We start from the raw sequence: 15567 nt of genomic DNA, 5'->3' as shown, positions 1-15567 counted from the left end.
CCCAAGCAAGCTCGCACCGCAGTGCGAAGCACGAAGGTATTCCAATGAGCGCGCTGGATCTCAACAGCGACCTGGGCGAGAGCTTCGGCGCCTGGCGCATGGGCGACGACGCGGCGATGCTCGGCATCGTGAGCAGCGCCAACGTGGCCTGCGGCTTCCATGCCGGCGACGCGGCCGGCATCCTCGACACCCTGCGCCACGCCAAGGCCCATGGCGTGGCGGTCGGTGCCCACGTGTCCTATCCCGACCTCGCGGGCTTCGGTCGCCGCGCGATGGCGATGGGCAGCGCCGAGCTCGTGGCCGACGTGATCTACCAGATCGGCGCGCTGCAGGGCCTGGCCCGCGCCGCGGGCACCTCGGTGCGCTACGTCAAGCCGCACGGCGCGCTCTACAACGCCATCGCGCACGACGAGCGGCAGGCGCGCGACGTGATCGCCGCCCTCCGCGCGATCGACGACCGGCTCTGGCTGGTCGGTCTCGCCGGTTCGCCGCTGCTTGGCTGGGCGCGCGCGAGCGGCCTGCGCACCGTCTCCGAGGCCTATGCGGACCGCGCCTACCGCGCCGACGGCACGCTGGTGCCGCGCAGCGAGCCGGGCGCGGTGCTGCACGACGCGCAGGCGGTGGCGCAGCGCATGCTGCGGCTGGCCACGCACGGCGAGGTCGAGGCCATCGACGGCAGCACGCTGCGCCTGCAGGCCGATTCGGTCTGCGTGCATGGAGACAGCCCCGGCGCGGTGGCGATGGCGCGCGAGGTGCGCGCCGCCTTCGAGCGCGCGGGCGTCGCGGTGCGGGCCTTCGCGCGCGAGGACCACGAGCCGGCGGGAGCGCCGCGATGATGCGTTTCCTGCCCGTCAACCTCGACGCGCTGCTGGTCGAGCTCGACGACCTCGCGCAGACGCTCGCGCTGCTGGCCTCGCTGCAGGCCGAGCCGATCGAGGGCATCGAGGAACTGGTGCCGGCCGCGCGCACGATCCTGGTCCGCTTCCGCCCCGGCGCGGTCACGCACGAGGCGCTCGTCCAGCGCATCGGCGCGCGCCGCCTCGACGGCACGGTCGAGCGCGCGGGCCGGCGCATCGAGATCCCGGTCGACTACGACGGCGAGGACCTCGACGAGGTCGCGCGGCACCTGGGCCTCGCGCGCGAGGAGGTGATCCGCCGCCACACCGGCCACGACTACACCGTGGCCTTCACCGGCTTCGCGCCGGGCTTCGCCTACCTGAGCGGCGGTCACCCGAGCCTCGACGTGCCGCGCCGCGCCACGCCGCGCACCCGCATCCCGGCCGGCGCGGTCGCGCTCGCGGGGCGCTTCAGCGGCGTCTATCCGCAGGCCAGCCCCGGCGGCTGGCAGATCATCGGCGTGACCGCCACGCCGATGTGGGACCTGGGCCGCGCGCAGCCGGCGCTGCTGCAGCCGGGCTACACGGTGCGCTTCGTCGATGTCTCGGGCCAGGCCGCGCCAGCCATCGCGCCACCCGTTCCGGCCCCGGCGCCATCGGCCACGCACGAAGGGCCGGCCCTCGAGATCCATGCCACCGGCCTGCAGGCGCTGTTCCAGGACCTGGGCCGCCACGGGCTCGCGGGCCAGGGCGTCTCGGCCTCGGGCGCGATGGACCGCGGCGCGCTGCGCGCGGCCAATCGCCTCGTGGGCAATGCCAGCGACGCGGCCTGCATCGAGATCGTCGGCGCGGGCTTCCGCTTCAGCTGCCGCGGCGATGCGGTGCTGGCCTTCGCGGGTGCCGACGTGCCGCTGCAACTGCGCAGCGCCGGCGGCGCGCGCTGGACGGTGCCCACGCACGAGGCGATCGCGCTGGCCGATGGCGACAGCCTCACGGTCGGCGAACCGCGCGCGGGCCTGCGCAGCTACCTCGCGGTGCGCGGCGGCTTCGAGGTCGCGCCCGTGCTCGGCAGCGCCGCCACCGACACGCTGGCGCACATCGGCCCGCGGCCGATCGCCGCCGGCGACCGGCTCGCGCTGCGGCCGGTGGCGCGCGGTGCCATCGTCGGCCTGCCCGATGCGGCGCCGCCCGCGCTGCCCGGCCTGCACGAGGACGTGGTGCTCGACGTGGTGCTGGGCCCGCGCACCGACTGGTTCACGCCCGAGGCGGTCGCGCTGCTCGCGAGCCAGCGCTGGACCGTCACGCCGCAGTCCAACCGCGTCGGCCTGCGGCTCGCGGGCGAGACACCGCTGGCGCGTCTCGACACCGCCGAGCTGCCCAGCGAAGGCACCGCGCTCGGCGCGATCCAGGTGCCGCCGAGCGGCCAGCCCGTGCTGTTCCTCGCCGACCATCCGCTGACCGGCGGCTACCCGGTGATCGGCGCCGTCGCCACCCACCACCTCGATCGCGCCGGCCAGATCCCGGTCGGCGCGCGCCTGCGTTTCAACCCGGTGCGCGCCTTCGACGCGCACTGCCTTCCCGCTCCTTCCTCCGACACGCCATGAAGAAAGTCCTGATCGCCAACCGCGGCGAGATCGCCGTGCGCATCGCGCGCGCCTGCGCCGACTACGGCGTGCGCTCGGTGGCCGTCTATGCCGACGCCGATTTCGATGCGCTGCACACGCGCGTGGCCGACGAGGCCCATGCGCTCGAGGGCACGCGCCCGGCCGACACCTACCTGGCCATCGACAAGCTGCTGGCCGCGGCCGCGCGCAGCGGCGCCGACGCGGTGCATCCGGGCTACGGCTTCCTCTCGGAGAGCGCGGCCTTCGCGCGCGCCGTGATCGAGGCCGGCCTGTGCTGGATCGGGCCGCCGCCTTCGGCCATCGAGGCACTGGGCGACAAGGTGCAGGCGCGCCGCATCGCGCTCGAGGTCGGCGCGCCGCTGGTGGCCGGCACGCCGGCGCCGGTGCGCGACGCGCAGGAGGTGCTGGCCTTCGCCGAGGCGCACGGCCTGCCGATCGCGATCAAGGCGGCCTTCGGCGGCGGCGGCCGCGGCCTCAAGGTCGCGTGGCGGCTCGACGAGGTGGCCGAGCTCTACGAATCGGCGGTGCGCGAGGCCGTCACCGCCTTCGGCCGCGGCGAGTGCTTCGTCGAGCAGTTCCTCGACCGGCCGCGCCATGTCGAGGCGCAGGTGATCGCCGACACGCACGGCCGCGTGGTGGTGCTCGGCACGCGCGACTGCTCGCTGCAGCGGCGCAACCAGAAGCTGGTGGAGGAGGCGCCCGCGCCCTTCCTGAGCGACGCGCAGCGCGAGCGCATCCACCGCGCCGCGCACGACATCTGCGCGCGTGCCGGCTATGTCGGCGCCGGCACGGTCGAGTTCCTGCTCGGGCCCACGGGCGCGATCTCCTTCCTCGAGGTCAACACGCGGCTGCAGGTCGAGCATCCGGTGACCGAGGAAACCACCGGCATCGACCTCGTGGTCGAGCAGCTGCGCATCGCCGACGGGCTGCCGCTGTCGGTCAGCGAGACACCCGCGCCGCGCGGCCATGCCTTCGAGTTCCGCATCAACGCCGAGGACCCGGGCCGCGGCTTCCTGCCCACGCCCGGGCCGGTGCGCCTGTTCGAGCCGCCCTCGGGGCCCGGCGTGCGCGTCGACACCGGCGTGGCCTCGGGCTCGAGCGTGCCGGGCAGCTTCGATTCGCTGATGGCCAAGCTGGTCGTCACCGGCGCCACGCGCGCCCAGGCGATGGCGCGCGCGCGCCGCGCGCTGCGCGAGTTCCGCATCGAGGGTGTGGCCTCGGTGCTGCCGTTCCACCGCGCCGTGGTCGAGGCGCCCGACTTCGTGGCCGAGGACGGCTTCAGGGTCCACACGCGCTGGATCGAGACCGACTTCGCGCAGCCGCTGGCCGCGGCCGTGCGCGCCGAGCCCGTGCGCGATGCCGCGCTGCTGCGCGCGGCGGTGGAGATCGACGGCCGGCGCGTGACGCTGGGCCTGCCGCCGGCGCTGCTGCGCGGCATCGGTGATGCGCCCGCCGCGCCATCGTCATCGCCGCAGTCCGAGGAGGCCGCCGACCCCGCCGCCGTGGCCGCGCCCATCACCGGCACGCTTCAGGCGTGGACCGTGGACGAGGGCGCGCTGGTCGCGCAGGGCGATCCGATCGCGGTGATGGAAGCGATGAAGATGGAGGTGCAGGTCGTGGCCCACCGCGCGGGCCGGCTCGCGCGGCTGGCCGCGGGCGCGGCGCCGGTGGTGGCGGGCACGACCATCGCGCGCATCGGCTGAACGTTCAAGGCCGGACCATCTTGCAGTCGGTGCCCTGTGCCAGTTCGTTACCGCTGTAGACCGCGTCGGTGCGGAAGCCGTAGTTCGTGCCTTCCCAGCCCAGCTTCACGGCCTTGCCGTCGACCGGCGCGATGGTGTTGACCACCTGCGGCAGCAGCAGCTGGTGGTCCTCGCCGCGCATGCGCACCGGGCCGACCACCGAGTCGTAGCTCAGGTCCTCGAGCGCGCGCGCCACCTTCACGGTGTCGGTGCTCGCGGCCTTCTCGATCGCGGCCGCGAGCAGGCGCGGCGTCATGTCGATGCGCGGCGCGAGGAAGTCCTTGCCGGTCTTGGCCTTGTAGGCCTTGGCCAGCGCATCGACCTTCGGCGTACCGGCCTGGCCCGGATGCCATTCGGCGACCCATGTGAGCTGGCCCAGCTTCGCCTGCGACACCGCCGTGACCGTGCCCGGCACCGAGCCCGCGCTGTGGTTGAAGTAGCGCAGGTCGTAGCCGGCATCGCCCGCGGCCTTGAGCAGCAGCGTCATGTCCTGGCCCCAGTTGCCGGTGATGACCGAGTCGGCGCCGCTCTGCTTGATGTTGGCGATGTAGGGCGAGAAGTCCTTGACCCGGCCGATCGGATGCAGCGCCTCGCCCACGAACTGGATGTCGGGCCGCGCCAGGCCCACGAGCTGGCGGCCGTAGCTGGCCCACTGCTTGCCGTGCGCATAGTCCTGGTTCAGCAGGTAGACCTTCTTCACCTCGGGCGTCTTCTTGATGTAGTTGGCCAGCGCCTTCATCTTCATCGCCGTGTCGGCCTCGGTCTGGAAGTGCCAGAAGCTGCAGGCCTTGCCGGTCATCTCGGGATCGATCGACGAGTGGTTGAGCACCAGCAGCTCCTTGCCCGGGTTGCGCTGGTTCCAGCGCGCCACCGCCTGCACCAGCGCCGTCACCACCGAGGAGCCCGAGCCGCCGGTCACGATGGCCTTGGCGCCCTGGTCGATCGCGGCCTGCAGCGCGCTCTGGCTCTCCTGCGCCGAGAGCTTGCTGTCGAACTGCAGCAGCTGCAGCTTGGTGCCGCCGAGCACGCCGCCCTTCGCGTTGATCTCCTCGATCGCGTACTGCGTGTGCATCAGCATCAATTCGCCGACATTGGCGAAGGGGCCCGAGAGCGGGTCGATGTAGGCGAGCTTGTAGGTCTGCTGGGCCTGCGCGGTGCCGGCGGCACCGGTGGCGATCAGGCAGGCGAGCGCGATCCGCGCCAAGGGCGCCGGGTGGAACTTCATGGTGTGTCTCCTGGGATGGGTGGTCAGTGGCCGCTGCGCAGCCCGATCACGCGGCTCGCGAGCTTCGTGAGCTCGGCCACCACCTCGTCGGGCGAGAGCCGTCCGCCCGGGCGGTACCAGCTGTAGAGGAAGCCCGGCAGGCTGCAGGCCGCGAGCGCGGTGATCTTGGTCTCGTCGAAATCGAGGTCGCCGTCGCGCCGCGCCTGTTCGAGCAGCGGGCACAGCAGGTCGTAGAAGTGGTGCGCGAGCTTCTTCTGCGCGGCCAGGTATTCGGGTCGGTAGACCTGCGGTTCGCGGTAGGGGAAGAAGGCGGCCGGATGGTGCGCCACGGTGGCGCGGATCAGCCGCTCGATGCCCTCGAGCACCTTCTCGCTCGCGCGGCGCGGATCGTCGGCCGCGAAGTCGAGTGCGGTGAAGCAGTCGACCGCGGGGCGCCACGAGATGGTCTCGAAGATCTCCTGCTTGTCGCGGAAGTAGTAGTAGACGAAGGGCTTCGTGACACCGAGCGCGCGCACGATCTGCGCCATGGTGGTGTTGGCGTAGCCCTGCGCCGCGAACAGCTGCGTGGCGGCCTGCAGGATGCGCTCGCGCTGCAGGTCGGTGCCCTGCGTGGCGGCGCGCTGGCGGCCGGTGCCCTGCGGCAGGTCGGGGCGCGCCGTGAGGGCCGTGGCCTCCGTCGCATGCGCCTCGTGCATGCCCTGCATGCCTGGCACGCGTGGGGGATCATCCTGCTCCGCGCGCGCCTTGCGCCCAGAGGGTTTGTGCCGTGTCGCGGAAGTTATACCCATGGGTAGGATTGTTCGTGCACCATCCGGCGATGGCAAGCGCCCGCCAGGCGCGAGCGGCTATCGATAACCCTGAGAAAGTGACGCCATGGAGACAACCGACGAACCCTTGCTGCGCGCGCTCCCGCCGCGCGCGCAACAGCCGCTGCACGAGTACCTGCGCGCCCATGCGCGCGAGCGCGGCGGGCATCCGGCCTGCCACTGGTACGGTCATGCGATGAGCTGGCATGAACTCGACCGCGCGAGCGATGCCTTCGCCGCGCGGCTGCAGGCCCTGGGCGTGCGCAAGGGCGAGCCGGTGGTGCTGTTCCTCAACAACTGCCCGCAGTACCTGGTGGCGCACTTCGGCATCCAGAAGATCGGCGCCATCGTCTGCCCCAGCGGCCCGCTCAACAAGGAGCACGAGCTCGCCTACCAGGTCAACGACCTGAAGGCGCGCGTGATCGTCGCGGCCGCGCCGCTGCTGCCGGTGGTCGAGAAGGTGAAGCCCGACAGCGCGCTCGAACACGTGTTCGTCGTGCACTACGCCGACCTCTTGCCTGAGACGCCCGCGCTCGACCTGCCGGCCGAACTCGTGGCCGAGCGCAACACGGAACGCACGGTGCCCGCGGGCTGCGAGGACTTCCTCGCCGTCATGAACGCCGATGCGAAGCCGCGGCCGGTGGCGATCGCCATGGACGACGTCGCGCTGATGACCTACACCTCGGGCACCACCGGCCTGCCCAAGGGCGCGATGCTCAGCTACGGCAATGCGCTGTTCAAGACCCGCGCCGCGGCCGACTGCAACGGCGTCGGGCCCGACGACGTGCTGCTGTCGATCGCGCCGCTGTATCACATCGCCGGCATGCTGATGGGCGTCAACGTGCCGGTGCTCACGGGCGCGGCCTCGGTGCTGCTGCACCGCTTCGATCCGCGCGCGGCGCTGCAGGCCATTGCGCACCACCGCGTGAGCTGGTGGTACAGCATCGCGCCGATGAACGTGGCCTGCATGCAGCTGCCCGACATCGCGGGCTTCGACCTCGCGAGCCTGCGCATGAACCCGGTCACCAGCTTCGGCATCGCCTTTACCGAGCCGCTGGCCGCGCAGTGGCGTTCGCATGCGCCGAACTGCACCTCCTTCGAGGCCGCCTACGGCCTGAGCGAAACCCACACCTGCGATACCTACACGCCGCGCCATGCGCCGCGCTGGGGCACGCAGGGCGTGGCGGTGCCGGGCGTCACGATCCGCATCGTCGACACCGACACGCAGGCCGACATGCCCACCGGCGAGGTCGGCGAGATCGTGCTGACCAGCCCGGGCTCCTTCAAGGGCTACTGGAACAAGCCCGAGGCCACGGCCGCCACGCTGCGCGACGGCTGGGTGCACACGGGCGACATGGGCAAGCTCGATGCCGACGGCTACCTGACCTTCATCGGCCGCTTCAAGGAGATGATCAAGGTCTCGGGCTACAGCGTGTTCCCCGAGGAGGTCGAGACCATCCTGATCAAGCATCCGGCGGTGGCGCAGGCCGCCGTGATCGCGCAGCCCGATCCCGAGAAAGGCGAGGTGGTCAAGGCCTTCGTGGTGCGCAAGCCCGGCGCCGAGATCGCGGCCGAGGCGCTGATCGCCTGGTCGCGCGAGAACATGGCGAGCTACAAGGCGCCGCGCTCCGTGAGCTTCATCGATGCATTGCCCACCACCGGCGCCGGCAAAGTGCTGCGCCGGCTGCTCAAAGACAAGAACTGAAAGACCCCGCGTGTTTTCCAAAGTCCTGATTGCCAACCGCGGCGAGATCGCCGTGCGCCTGGTGCGCGCCCTGCGCGACCTCGGCATCGCCAGCGTGGCCGTGCATGCGCGCGACGATGCCTCGGCCCTCCACGTGCAGCTGGCCGACGTGGCGCTCGCGCTCGACGCGACCGGGCCCGCGGCCTACCTCGACATCGGCGCGCTGATCGCGGTCGCGAAGGCGCAGGGCTGCGACGCGGTGCATCCGGGCTACGGCTTCCTCAGCGAGCGCGCCGACTTCGCGCAGGCCTGCGCCGATGCGGGCCTTATCTTCATCGGGCCCACGCCCGAGCAGCTCGCGCTGTTCGGCGACAAGGCGCGCGCGCGCGAACTGGCCACGCGCTGCGAGGTGCCCGTGATGCCCGGCAGCGCGGGCGCGGTGACGCTCGCGCAGGCGCAGGCCTTCTTCGCCGAGCAGCAGGCGCAGGGCGCGGGCGTGATGGTCAAGGCCATCGGCGGCGGCGGCGGGCGCGGCATGCGCGCGGTGCACGAGGCGGGCGAACTGGCCGAGGCGCATGCGCGCTGCATGTCGGAAGCGCGCGCGGCCTTCGGCATCGAGGGCGTGTACGTCGAGCGGCTGATGCGCGATGCGCGCCACATCGAGGTGCAGGTGCTCGGCGACGGCCAGGCCGTGGCCAGCCTCGGCGAGCGCGAGTGCACCCTGCAGCGGCGCTTCCAGAAGCTGGTCGAGATCGCGCCCAGTCCCTCGCTGCCCGAGGCGCTGCGCGCGCAGCTCACGCAGGCCGCGCTGCGCATGGCGCGGGCCGTGGGCTACCGCGGGCTCGGCACCTTCGAGTTCCTGGTCGACGCGGCCTCGGCCACGCTGCCCTATGTCTTCATCGAGGCCAATCCGCGGCTGCAGGTCGAGCACACGGTGACCGAGGCCGTGACCGGGCTCGACCTGGTGCAGCTGCAGATCGCGGTGGCGGCCGGTGAATCGCTGGCCGCGCTCGGCATCGAGGCCGACCGCACCGCGGCGCAGCGCGGCTTCGCGCTGCAGTGGCGCATCAATGCCGAGACCCTCGATGCGCAGGGCCAGGCGCGGCCCTCGGGCGGCACGCTGGCGCGCTTCGAGCTGCCCGCCGGGCCCGGCGTGCGCGTCGACACGCATGGCTATGCGGGCCTCGCGCCTTCGCCGCACTACGACACGCTGCTGGCCAAGCTGATCGTGCATGCGCCCTCGGCGCGCTTCGCCGATGCGCTGCGCCGCTCGCTGCGTGCGCTCGACGAGTGCCGCATCGAGGGCATCGCCACCAACCTGCCGCTGCTGCGCGCGATCGCCGCGCGGCCCGAGTTCGCGACCCAGGCCGTGCACACGCGCTTCGTCGAGGCGCACCTGGGCGATCTGCTGGCGGCCGCGGCGTCGCTCGAGAAGCGCGCGAAGGAGACAACGCCAGTCGTCGCGCAAGCCGCGGCCTCCACGATCGATGACGCCGACGATGGCCTCACGGTCAAGGCCCCGATGCCCGCGAAGCTGGTGCAGTTCGAGGTCGCGGTCGGCGACGTGCTGCCCGCGGGCGCGCAGCTCGGCGTGCTCGAGGCCATGAAGATGGAGCACCTGCTGCATGCGCCGACCGCGGGCCGCGTGGTGGCGCTGCTGGCCGCGCCGGGCGACTACCTGGTCGAGGGCCAGTCGCTGCTGCGGCTGGAGGCGGTCGACGCGCAGGCCGTGGACACCGAGGCGCGCGCCGCGCACGACCTCGACGCGATCCGGCCCGACCTGAAGAAGGTCATCGACCGCCATGCGTTCACGCTCGACGAGAACCGCCGGGCCGCCGTCGACAAGCGCCATGCGCAGGGCGGGCGCACCGCGCGCGAGAACATCGCCGACCTCTGCGACAGCGCGGCCGATCCCGGCAACTTCATCGAGTACGGCGCGCTCGCCATCGCGGCGCAGACGCGCCGCCGCACGCTCGAGGACCTGGTCGCGAACACGCCGGCAGACGGCATGGTGACCGGCATCGGCAGCATCAACGCGAGGCAGTTCGGCCCCGAGCAGTCGCGCTGCGCCGTGCTCGCCTACGACTACACGGTGCTGGCCGGCACGCAGGGCATGCGCAACCACCACAAGACCGACCGGCTGCTCGCGGTGGCGCACCAGCTGCGGCTGCCGGTGGTGCTGTTCGCCGAGGGCGGCGGCGGCCGGCCCGGCGACACCGACATGCCGATCGTCGCGGGCCTCAACAACCACACCTTCAGCCAGTTCGCCGCCCTCTCGGGCAAGGTGCCGGTGGTCGGCATCGTGCATGGCCGCTGCTTCGCGGGCAATGCAGCCTTGCTGGGCTGCGCCGACGTGATCATCGCGACGAAGGGCAGCAACATCGGCATGAGCGGCCCCGCGATGATCGAGGGCGGCGGCCTCGGCACCTTCGCGCCCGAGCAGATCGGGCCGAGCAGCGTGCAGTCGCGCAACGGCGTGATCGACATCCTGGTGGAGGACGAGGCCGCGGCGGTCGCGGCCGCGAAGCAGTACCTGTCGTACTTCCAGGGGCCGGTCGCCGACTGGCAGTGCGCCGACCCGCGCGCCTTGCGCCACGTGGTGCCCGAGAACCGGCTGCGCGTGTACGACGTGCGCGCCGCGATGCGCGGCGTGGCCGACACCGGCTCGCTGCTCGAGCTGCGCGCGGGCTTCGGCGCGGGCATCGTGACGGCGCTGGCGCGCATCGAGGGCAAGCCCGTGGGCCTGATGGCCAACAACCCGCACCACCTGGGCGGCGCGATCGACGTGGAGGCGGCCGACAAGTCGGCGCGCTTCATGCAGCTGTGCAATGCGCACGGCCTGCCGATCGTCTCGCTGTGCGACACGCCGGGCTTCATGGTCGGTCCCGAGATCGAGGCGCAGGCGCAGGTGCGCCATGTCTGCCGCATGTTCATGGTGGCCTCGCACCTGCGCGTGCCCTTCTTCGCGGTGGTGCTGCGCAAGGGCTACGGCCTGGGCGCGCAGGCGATGACGGCCGGCGGCTTCGACGCGCCGGTGTTCACCGTGGCCTGGCCCACGGGCGAGTTCGGCGCGATGGGACTCGAGGGCGCGGTGCGGCTGGGCTTCCGCAAGGAGCTCGCCGCGGCGGCCGAAGGGGCCGAGCGCGATGCGCTGTTCAAGCAGCTGGTGGCGCAGCAGTACGAGAACGGCGAGGCGATCCACATGGCGCAGACGCTGGAGATCGACGCCGTGATCGATCCCGCGCAGACGCGCGACTGGCTGGTGCGCGGGCTGGCCTCGGCCACGCGTCCCCACGAGGCGCCGGCGCCCTACGTAGACACCTGGTAACCAGGCGGCAGACCCTGCCGCGCGAAGTGACACGGTGGCTCCGTACACTTTGGCGCTTTTGCGCGAGGGGCATGACGCTGGTTTCATATCGATTCGCCGGGATCGGCGCCAAGCTGGCGACGGGCATGCTGTGCCTGGCGCTGTTCGCCGCCGTCGCGCACGCCGCGACCCCCTCGGGTGCGCCCGCTGCCCCGATCGCCGGTGAGCACTGGGTCGGCAGCTGGGCCGCCGCGCCGCTGGATTTCCGCCAGCTCTCGCCGCTGGGCACGCCGCCACCGGTGGCGCCCGAGGACCGCGCCTTCCCTGGCCTCACGCTGCGCCAGCAGCTGCAGCCCAGCGTGGGCGGGTCGCGTCTGCGCGTTCGCTTCTCCAACCGCTTCGGCACCGCGCCCCTGGCCGTGAGCGCCGCGAGCGTGGCGCGCGGCACGGGTGGCGGCGCGATCTCGCCAGCCTCGCTGCAGCCCTTGCGCTTCGAGGGCCGCCCGGGCATCACGATCGCACCGGGCGCCGATGCCTGGAGCGACGGCATCGACTTCGCGGTCGAGGCCGGCCAGACGCTGGTGGTCAGCAGCTACTTCGAGCGTTCCACGCCGCTGTCGACGGTGCACCTGCAGCCGAGCAACGCGACCTGGATGTCGAACGGCAACGCGGTGTCGGCGCCGCGCCTGCCCGATGCGCAGCGGGTGCCGGTCAATGCCTTCGTGACGGGCGTGGACGTCTGGGCCGCGCGCGCGATCCGCACGGTGGTGGCCTTCGGCGATTCGATCACCGCGGGCGGGCTCGACGGCGACGGCGGTGGCAATTCGTACCCGCAGCAACTGGCCACGCTGCTGCGCAAGAGCCCGGGCCCGGGCGCCCCGCGCGAGGTGGCGGTGCTCAACGTCGGCATCGGCGGCAACCGGCTGCTCTACGGCGGCGCGGGGCAGAGCGGCCTCGCGCGCTTCGGCGCCGACGTGCTGGGCCAGAGCGGCGTCACGCACGTGATCGTGCTGATGGGCACCAACGACATCGGCCGCACCGCCTTCATCGGCGCGCCCGGGCAGGTGGTGCCGGCGAGCGAAATCCCCACGCCCGAGCAGTTGCAGGCCGGGCTGCAGCAGCTGGTGCGGCAGGCGCGCGAGAAGGGCCTGAAGGTGCTGCTGGGCACGATCCCGCCGTTCGGCGGCTCGTCGTACTGGAACGAGCATACCGAGGCGCTGCGCGGCGCGGTCAACCGCTGGATCCGCGGCCGGCAGGACGTGGACGCGGTGGTCGATTTCGACGCCGCGGTGCGCAACCCGGCGCAGCCGCTGGCACTGCTGCCGGCCTACGACAGCGGCGACCACCTGCATCCCAATGCCGCGGGCCTCGCGGCGATGGCCGGCGCGGTCGATCTGCAGGAATTGCGGGAATAGGCCTACGCGCGTCGGCCACCACCTGCAGGCGGCGCGCCGGGCGCCGCGTCACAGCTCTACACAAGATTTCGCGCGGCGCTTACAGGCGGTTCACAAGGCACCGGCAGCATGAAGGCTCCTCCAACAACTCATGGAGCCTTGCCATGAAAAGACTCGCAGCCATCGCTTTTTCCGTCGCCGCCACCTCGCTGTTCTCGGTGGGCGCGCTCACGCTGCCGACGGCCGCCCAGGCGCAGCCGGTGGTCATGATCCAGGTGCCGCCGCCGCCGCCGCGCTACGAGCGGGTGCCGCCGCCGCGCCGCGGCTATGTCTGGGCACCGGGCCACTACGAGTGGCGCGGCGGCCGCCATGTCTGGACCAACGGCGTCTGGGTGCGGGCCCGCCCGGGCTATGCCTACCGCGCGCCCGAATGGCGCCAGGAGGGCGGCCGCTGGGCCTACAGCGCCGGCCGCTGGGACCGCGACGGCGACGGCGTGCCCAACCGCTACGACCGCCGCCCGAACAACCCGAACCGCAACTGACGCGGCCGGCATGAAAAAGCCCCCGGGGCGACCTGCAAAGGCCGCCCCGGGGGCTTTGTTCTTTCCGGGCGACGCTCGCTCAGCGGAACACGACGGTGCGGTGCCCGTTGAGCAGCACGCGGTGCTCGCTGTGCCACTTCACCGCGCGCGCCAGCACCTGGCTCTCGGTGTCGCGGCCGCGGGCCGTGAGGTCCTCGACGGTGTCGGTGTGGTCGGCGCGCGCCACGTCCTGCTCGATGATCGGGCCCTCGTCGAGGTCGGCCGTCACGTAGTGGGCGGTGGCGCCGATCAGCTTCACGCCGCGGTCGTGCGCCTGGTAGTAGGGCTTGGCGCCCTTGAAGCTCGGCAGGAACGAATGGTGGATGTTGATCGCGCGGCCGGCCAGGCTCTGGCACAGGCCGTTGCTGAGGATCTGCATGTAGCGCGCCAGCACCACGAGCTCGGCGCCCTCGGCCTCGATGATCTCGAGCTGTTTCGCCTCGGCCTGCGCCTTGGTCGCGGCCGTCACCGGGATGTGGTGGAAGGGCACGTTGTAGCTGGCGGCCAGCTGGTAGAAGTCGCGGTGGTTCGAGACGATCGCGCGCACGTCGATGGCCAGCAGGCCGCTCTTCCAGCGGAACAGCAGGTCGTTGAGGCAGTGGCCTTCCTTGCTGACCAGGATCACCGTCTTCATCGGCTGGGCGGCGGCCTGCAATTGCAAGGTCATGCCGAAGCCCTGGGCGAAGGCGGCGAGCTGCTCGCGCAGCGCGGCCTCGCCGTGCTCGGCGCAGGCGAAGCGCACGCGCATGAAGAACAGGCCCGTGTCGTGGTCGTTGTACTGGGCGGCCTCTTCGATGTTGCCGCCGCGCTCCAGCAGGAAGCCCGAGACGGCATGCACGATGCCCGTACGGTCGGGGCAGGAGAGGGTGAGGATGTAGGCAGGGGTGGTGGTCATGGTCAGGGGCGTGATTGTCGCAGGGGTGCCAGAATGCCGTTCTCCCCGTCCGCCACGTCCCTTTTCCCGGGGGCGCCGGCCGTTCGGCGGCGGGACCTTCCACATTCCGACGAGACACACAGGAGCACGCGCATGGCCTACCAGGACTTCAACATGGACAACCAGTGGTTGCCCTTCACCCCGAACCGCCATTTCAAGAAGGACCCGCGGGTCTTCGTGGCGGCCGACGGGATGGAGTTCACCACCCACGACGGCCGCAAGGTGATCGACGGCATCTCGTCGCTGTGGTGCGTGGGCGCGGGCCACAACCGCAAGCCGATCAACGAGGCGATCAAGCAGCAGCTCGACACGCTCGACTACGCCACCGCCTTCCAGATCAGCAACGACAAGGCCTTCCGCGCGGCCGAGATGATCGCCGCGCTGGCCCCCGGCGACCTCAACAAGGTGCTGTTCTGCAACTCCGGCAGCGAGGCCGCCGACACCTCGATGAAGGTGGCGCTGGCCTACCACCGCGCGCGCGGCGAGGGCCACCGCAACGTCTTCATCGGCCGCGAGCGCGGCTACCACGGCGTGGGCTTCGGCGGCATGTCGGTGGGCGGCATCCCGGGCAACCGCAAGGTGTTCGGCTCGGCCTTCCTGCCGCGCGTGGACCACATGCGCTTCATCCACGACCCGGTCAACAACGCCTACATCCACAACCAGGAACCGGTGTGGGCCGAGGACCCGCTGGTCGAGCTCGAGACCCGCATCCTGCCGCTGCACGACCCGAGCAACGTGGCCGCGATCATCGTCGAGCCGGTGGCCGGTTCGGCCGGCTGGTACCTGCCGCCGCAGGGCTACCTTAAGCGCCTGCGCGAGATCTGCGACAAGCACGGCATCCTGCTGATCTTCGACGAGGTCATCACAGGCTTCGGCCGCATGGGCACCAACTTCGCGTCGGACTACTTCGGCGTGGTGCCCGACATGCTGAACTTCGCCAAGTGCGTGACCAACGGCGTGATCCCGCTGGGCGGCGTGATCTGCCGCGACAAGCTCTACGACGCGATGATGAAGACCGATGCGCCCGAGCACGTGGTCGAGTTCTTCCACGGCTACACCTACTCGGGCCACCCGGTGGCCTGCGCCGCGGCGATCGCCACGCTCGAGCTGTTCGAGAAGGAAAGCCTGTTCCCGCGCGCCGGCGAGATGGGCAAGCTGCTGGGCGACGCCTTCCACAGCACCTTCAAGGGCCTGCCCAACGTGATCGGCATCCGCAGCCTCGGCCTGGCCGCGGCGGTCGAGCTGGCGCCGATCGCGGGCGCGCCCGGCAAGCGCGCCTACGACATCTTCCTCGACTGCTTCCACAAGGGCGCGCTGGTGCGCCCCGCGGGCGACGTGCTGGTGATCGCGCCGCCGTACATCGTCGAGAAGTCGCACATCGACACGCTGGTGAACACGCTGGCGGACGCGATCAAGGCGCACGCCTGATCGCA

At 71.9% G+C, this 15567-nt stretch carries 11 protein-coding genes; 8 read left to right on the top strand and 3 right to left on the bottom strand.

Annotated elements, in window-relative coordinates:
* The first annotated feature begins 44 nt into the window (after positions 1-44).
* From AC07PU_RS34640 to AC07PU_RS34630, 3 genes are read left to right on the top strand one after another with little or no spacing between them, the layout of a single operon-like run.
* Positions 45-836, top strand: coding sequence for a LamB/YcsF family protein (locus AC07PU_RS34640; protein WP_495322704.1), 792 nt, complete (start codon positions 45-47; stop codon positions 834-836).
* The gene (locus AC07PU_RS34635; protein WP_495322817.1) at positions 836-2440 is read left to right on the top strand and encodes a 5-oxoprolinase subunit B/C family protein; all 1605 of its coding nucleotides are present in this window, start codon (positions 836-838) and stop codon (positions 2438-2440) included. The genes AC07PU_RS34640 and AC07PU_RS34635 overlap by 1 nt, the downstream gene beginning before the upstream one ends.
* Positions 2437-4164, top strand: a complete 1728-nt coding sequence (locus tag AC07PU_RS34630) for an acetyl/propionyl/methylcrotonyl-CoA carboxylase subunit alpha (RefSeq protein ID WP_495322703.1) — start codon at positions 2437-2439, stop codon at positions 4162-4164. The genes AC07PU_RS34635 and AC07PU_RS34630 overlap by 4 nt, the downstream gene beginning before the upstream one ends.
* A 4-nt stretch (positions 4165-4168) precedes the next feature.
* On the opposite strand, the gene AC07PU_RS34625 is transcribed toward AC07PU_RS34630, so the two are convergent.
* Positions 4169-5428: a branched-chain amino acid ABC transporter substrate-binding protein gene (locus tag AC07PU_RS34625; protein ID WP_495322702.1), complete on the bottom strand. Its 1260-nt coding sequence runs from the start codon at positions 5426-5428 to the stop codon at positions 4169-4171.
* 23 nt (positions 5429-5451) lie between these two features.
* A complete protein-coding gene (locus AC07PU_RS34620; RefSeq protein ID WP_495322816.1) occupies positions 5452-6123 on the bottom strand; it encodes a TetR/AcrR family transcriptional regulator in 672 nt (223 codons plus the stop codon).
* Positions 6124-6301: 178 nt separating this feature from the next.
* Here AC07PU_RS34620 and AC07PU_RS34615 point away from each other — a divergent pair, with 178 nt between their 5' ends.
* From AC07PU_RS34615 to AC07PU_RS34600, 4 genes are all read left to right on the top strand, one after another.
* Positions 6302-7939 carry an AMP-binding protein gene (locus tag AC07PU_RS34615; RefSeq protein ID WP_495322701.1) on the top strand — a complete coding sequence of 546 codons (1638 nt, stop codon included), beginning with the start codon at positions 6302-6304 and terminating at the stop codon, positions 7937-7939.
* A gap of 10 nt (positions 7940-7949) precedes the next feature.
* The gene (locus AC07PU_RS34610) at positions 7950-11246 is read left to right on the top strand and encodes a carboxyl transferase domain-containing protein (protein WP_495322700.1); all 3297 of its coding nucleotides are present in this window, start codon (positions 7950-7952) and stop codon (positions 11244-11246) included.
* Positions 11247-11317: 71 nt separating this feature from the next.
* Entirely contained in the window at positions 11318-12640 is a 1323-nt protein-coding gene (locus tag AC07PU_RS34605) for a GDSL-type esterase/lipase family protein (protein ID WP_495322699.1), read from the top strand.
* 143 nt (positions 12641-12783) lie between these two features.
* The gene (locus tag AC07PU_RS34600; protein ID WP_208513612.1) at positions 12784-13161 is read left to right on the top strand and encodes a YXWGXW repeat-containing protein; all 378 of its coding nucleotides are present in this window, start codon (positions 12784-12786) and stop codon (positions 13159-13161) included.
* A gap of 79 nt (positions 13162-13240) precedes the next feature.
* Here AC07PU_RS34600 and purU read toward each other — a convergent pair whose 3' ends face one another.
* Entirely contained in the window at positions 13241-14095 is an 855-nt protein-coding gene (gene purU, locus AC07PU_RS34595) for a formyltetrahydrofolate deformylase (RefSeq protein WP_057594448.1), read from the bottom strand.
* 132 nt (positions 14096-14227) lie between these two features.
* Here purU and aptA point away from each other — a divergent pair, with 132 nt between their 5' ends.
* Positions 14228-15562 carry an omega-aminotransferase AptA gene (aptA, locus tag AC07PU_RS34590; RefSeq protein ID WP_296780320.1) on the top strand — a complete coding sequence of 445 codons (1335 nt, stop codon included), beginning with the start codon at positions 14228-14230 and terminating at the stop codon, positions 15560-15562.
* Positions 15563-15567: the final 5 nt, after the last annotated feature.

This window comes from Variovorax sp. GW821-FHT10D07, assembly GCF_059415325.1.
This window is presented reverse-complemented; position numbering and strand designations above follow the sequence as displayed.

Excerpts from the sequence above, each read along its gene's own strand:
- AC07PU_RS34620 (WP_495322816.1), bottom strand. The coding sequence starts at position 6,123 with ATGCACGAGGCGCATGCGACGGAGGCCACGGCCCTCACGGCGCGCCCC.
- AC07PU_RS34600 (WP_208513612.1), top strand. The coding sequence starts at position 12,784 with ATGAAAAGACTCGCAGCCATCGCTTTTTCCGTCGCCGCCACCTCGCTG.
- aptA (WP_296780320.1), top strand. The coding sequence starts at position 14,228 with ATGGCCTACCAGGACTTCAACATGGACAACCAGTGGTTGCCCTTCACC.
- AC07PU_RS34605 (WP_495322699.1), top strand. The coding sequence starts at position 11,318 with ATGACGCTGGTTTCATATCGATTCGCCGGGATCGGCGCCAAGCTGGCG.
- AC07PU_RS34615 (WP_495322701.1), top strand. The coding sequence starts at position 6,302 with ATGGAGACAACCGACGAACCCTTGCTGCGCGCGCTCCCGCCGCGCGCG.
- AC07PU_RS34625 (WP_495322702.1), bottom strand. The coding sequence starts at position 5,428 with ATGAAGTTCCACCCGGCGCCCTTGGCGCGGATCGCGCTCGCCTGCCTG.
- AC07PU_RS34630 (WP_495322703.1), top strand. The coding sequence starts at position 2,437 with ATGAAGAAAGTCCTGATCGCCAACCGCGGCGAGATCGCCGTGCGCATC.
- AC07PU_RS34635 (WP_495322817.1), top strand. The coding sequence starts at position 836 with ATGCGTTTCCTGCCCGTCAACCTCGACGCGCTGCTGGTCGAGCTCGAC.
- purU (WP_057594448.1), bottom strand. The coding sequence starts at position 14,095 with ATGACCACCACCCCTGCCTACATCCTCACCCTCTCCTGCCCCGACCGT.
- AC07PU_RS34640 (WP_495322704.1), top strand. The coding sequence starts at position 45 with ATGAGCGCGCTGGATCTCAACAGCGACCTGGGCGAGAGCTTCGGCGCC.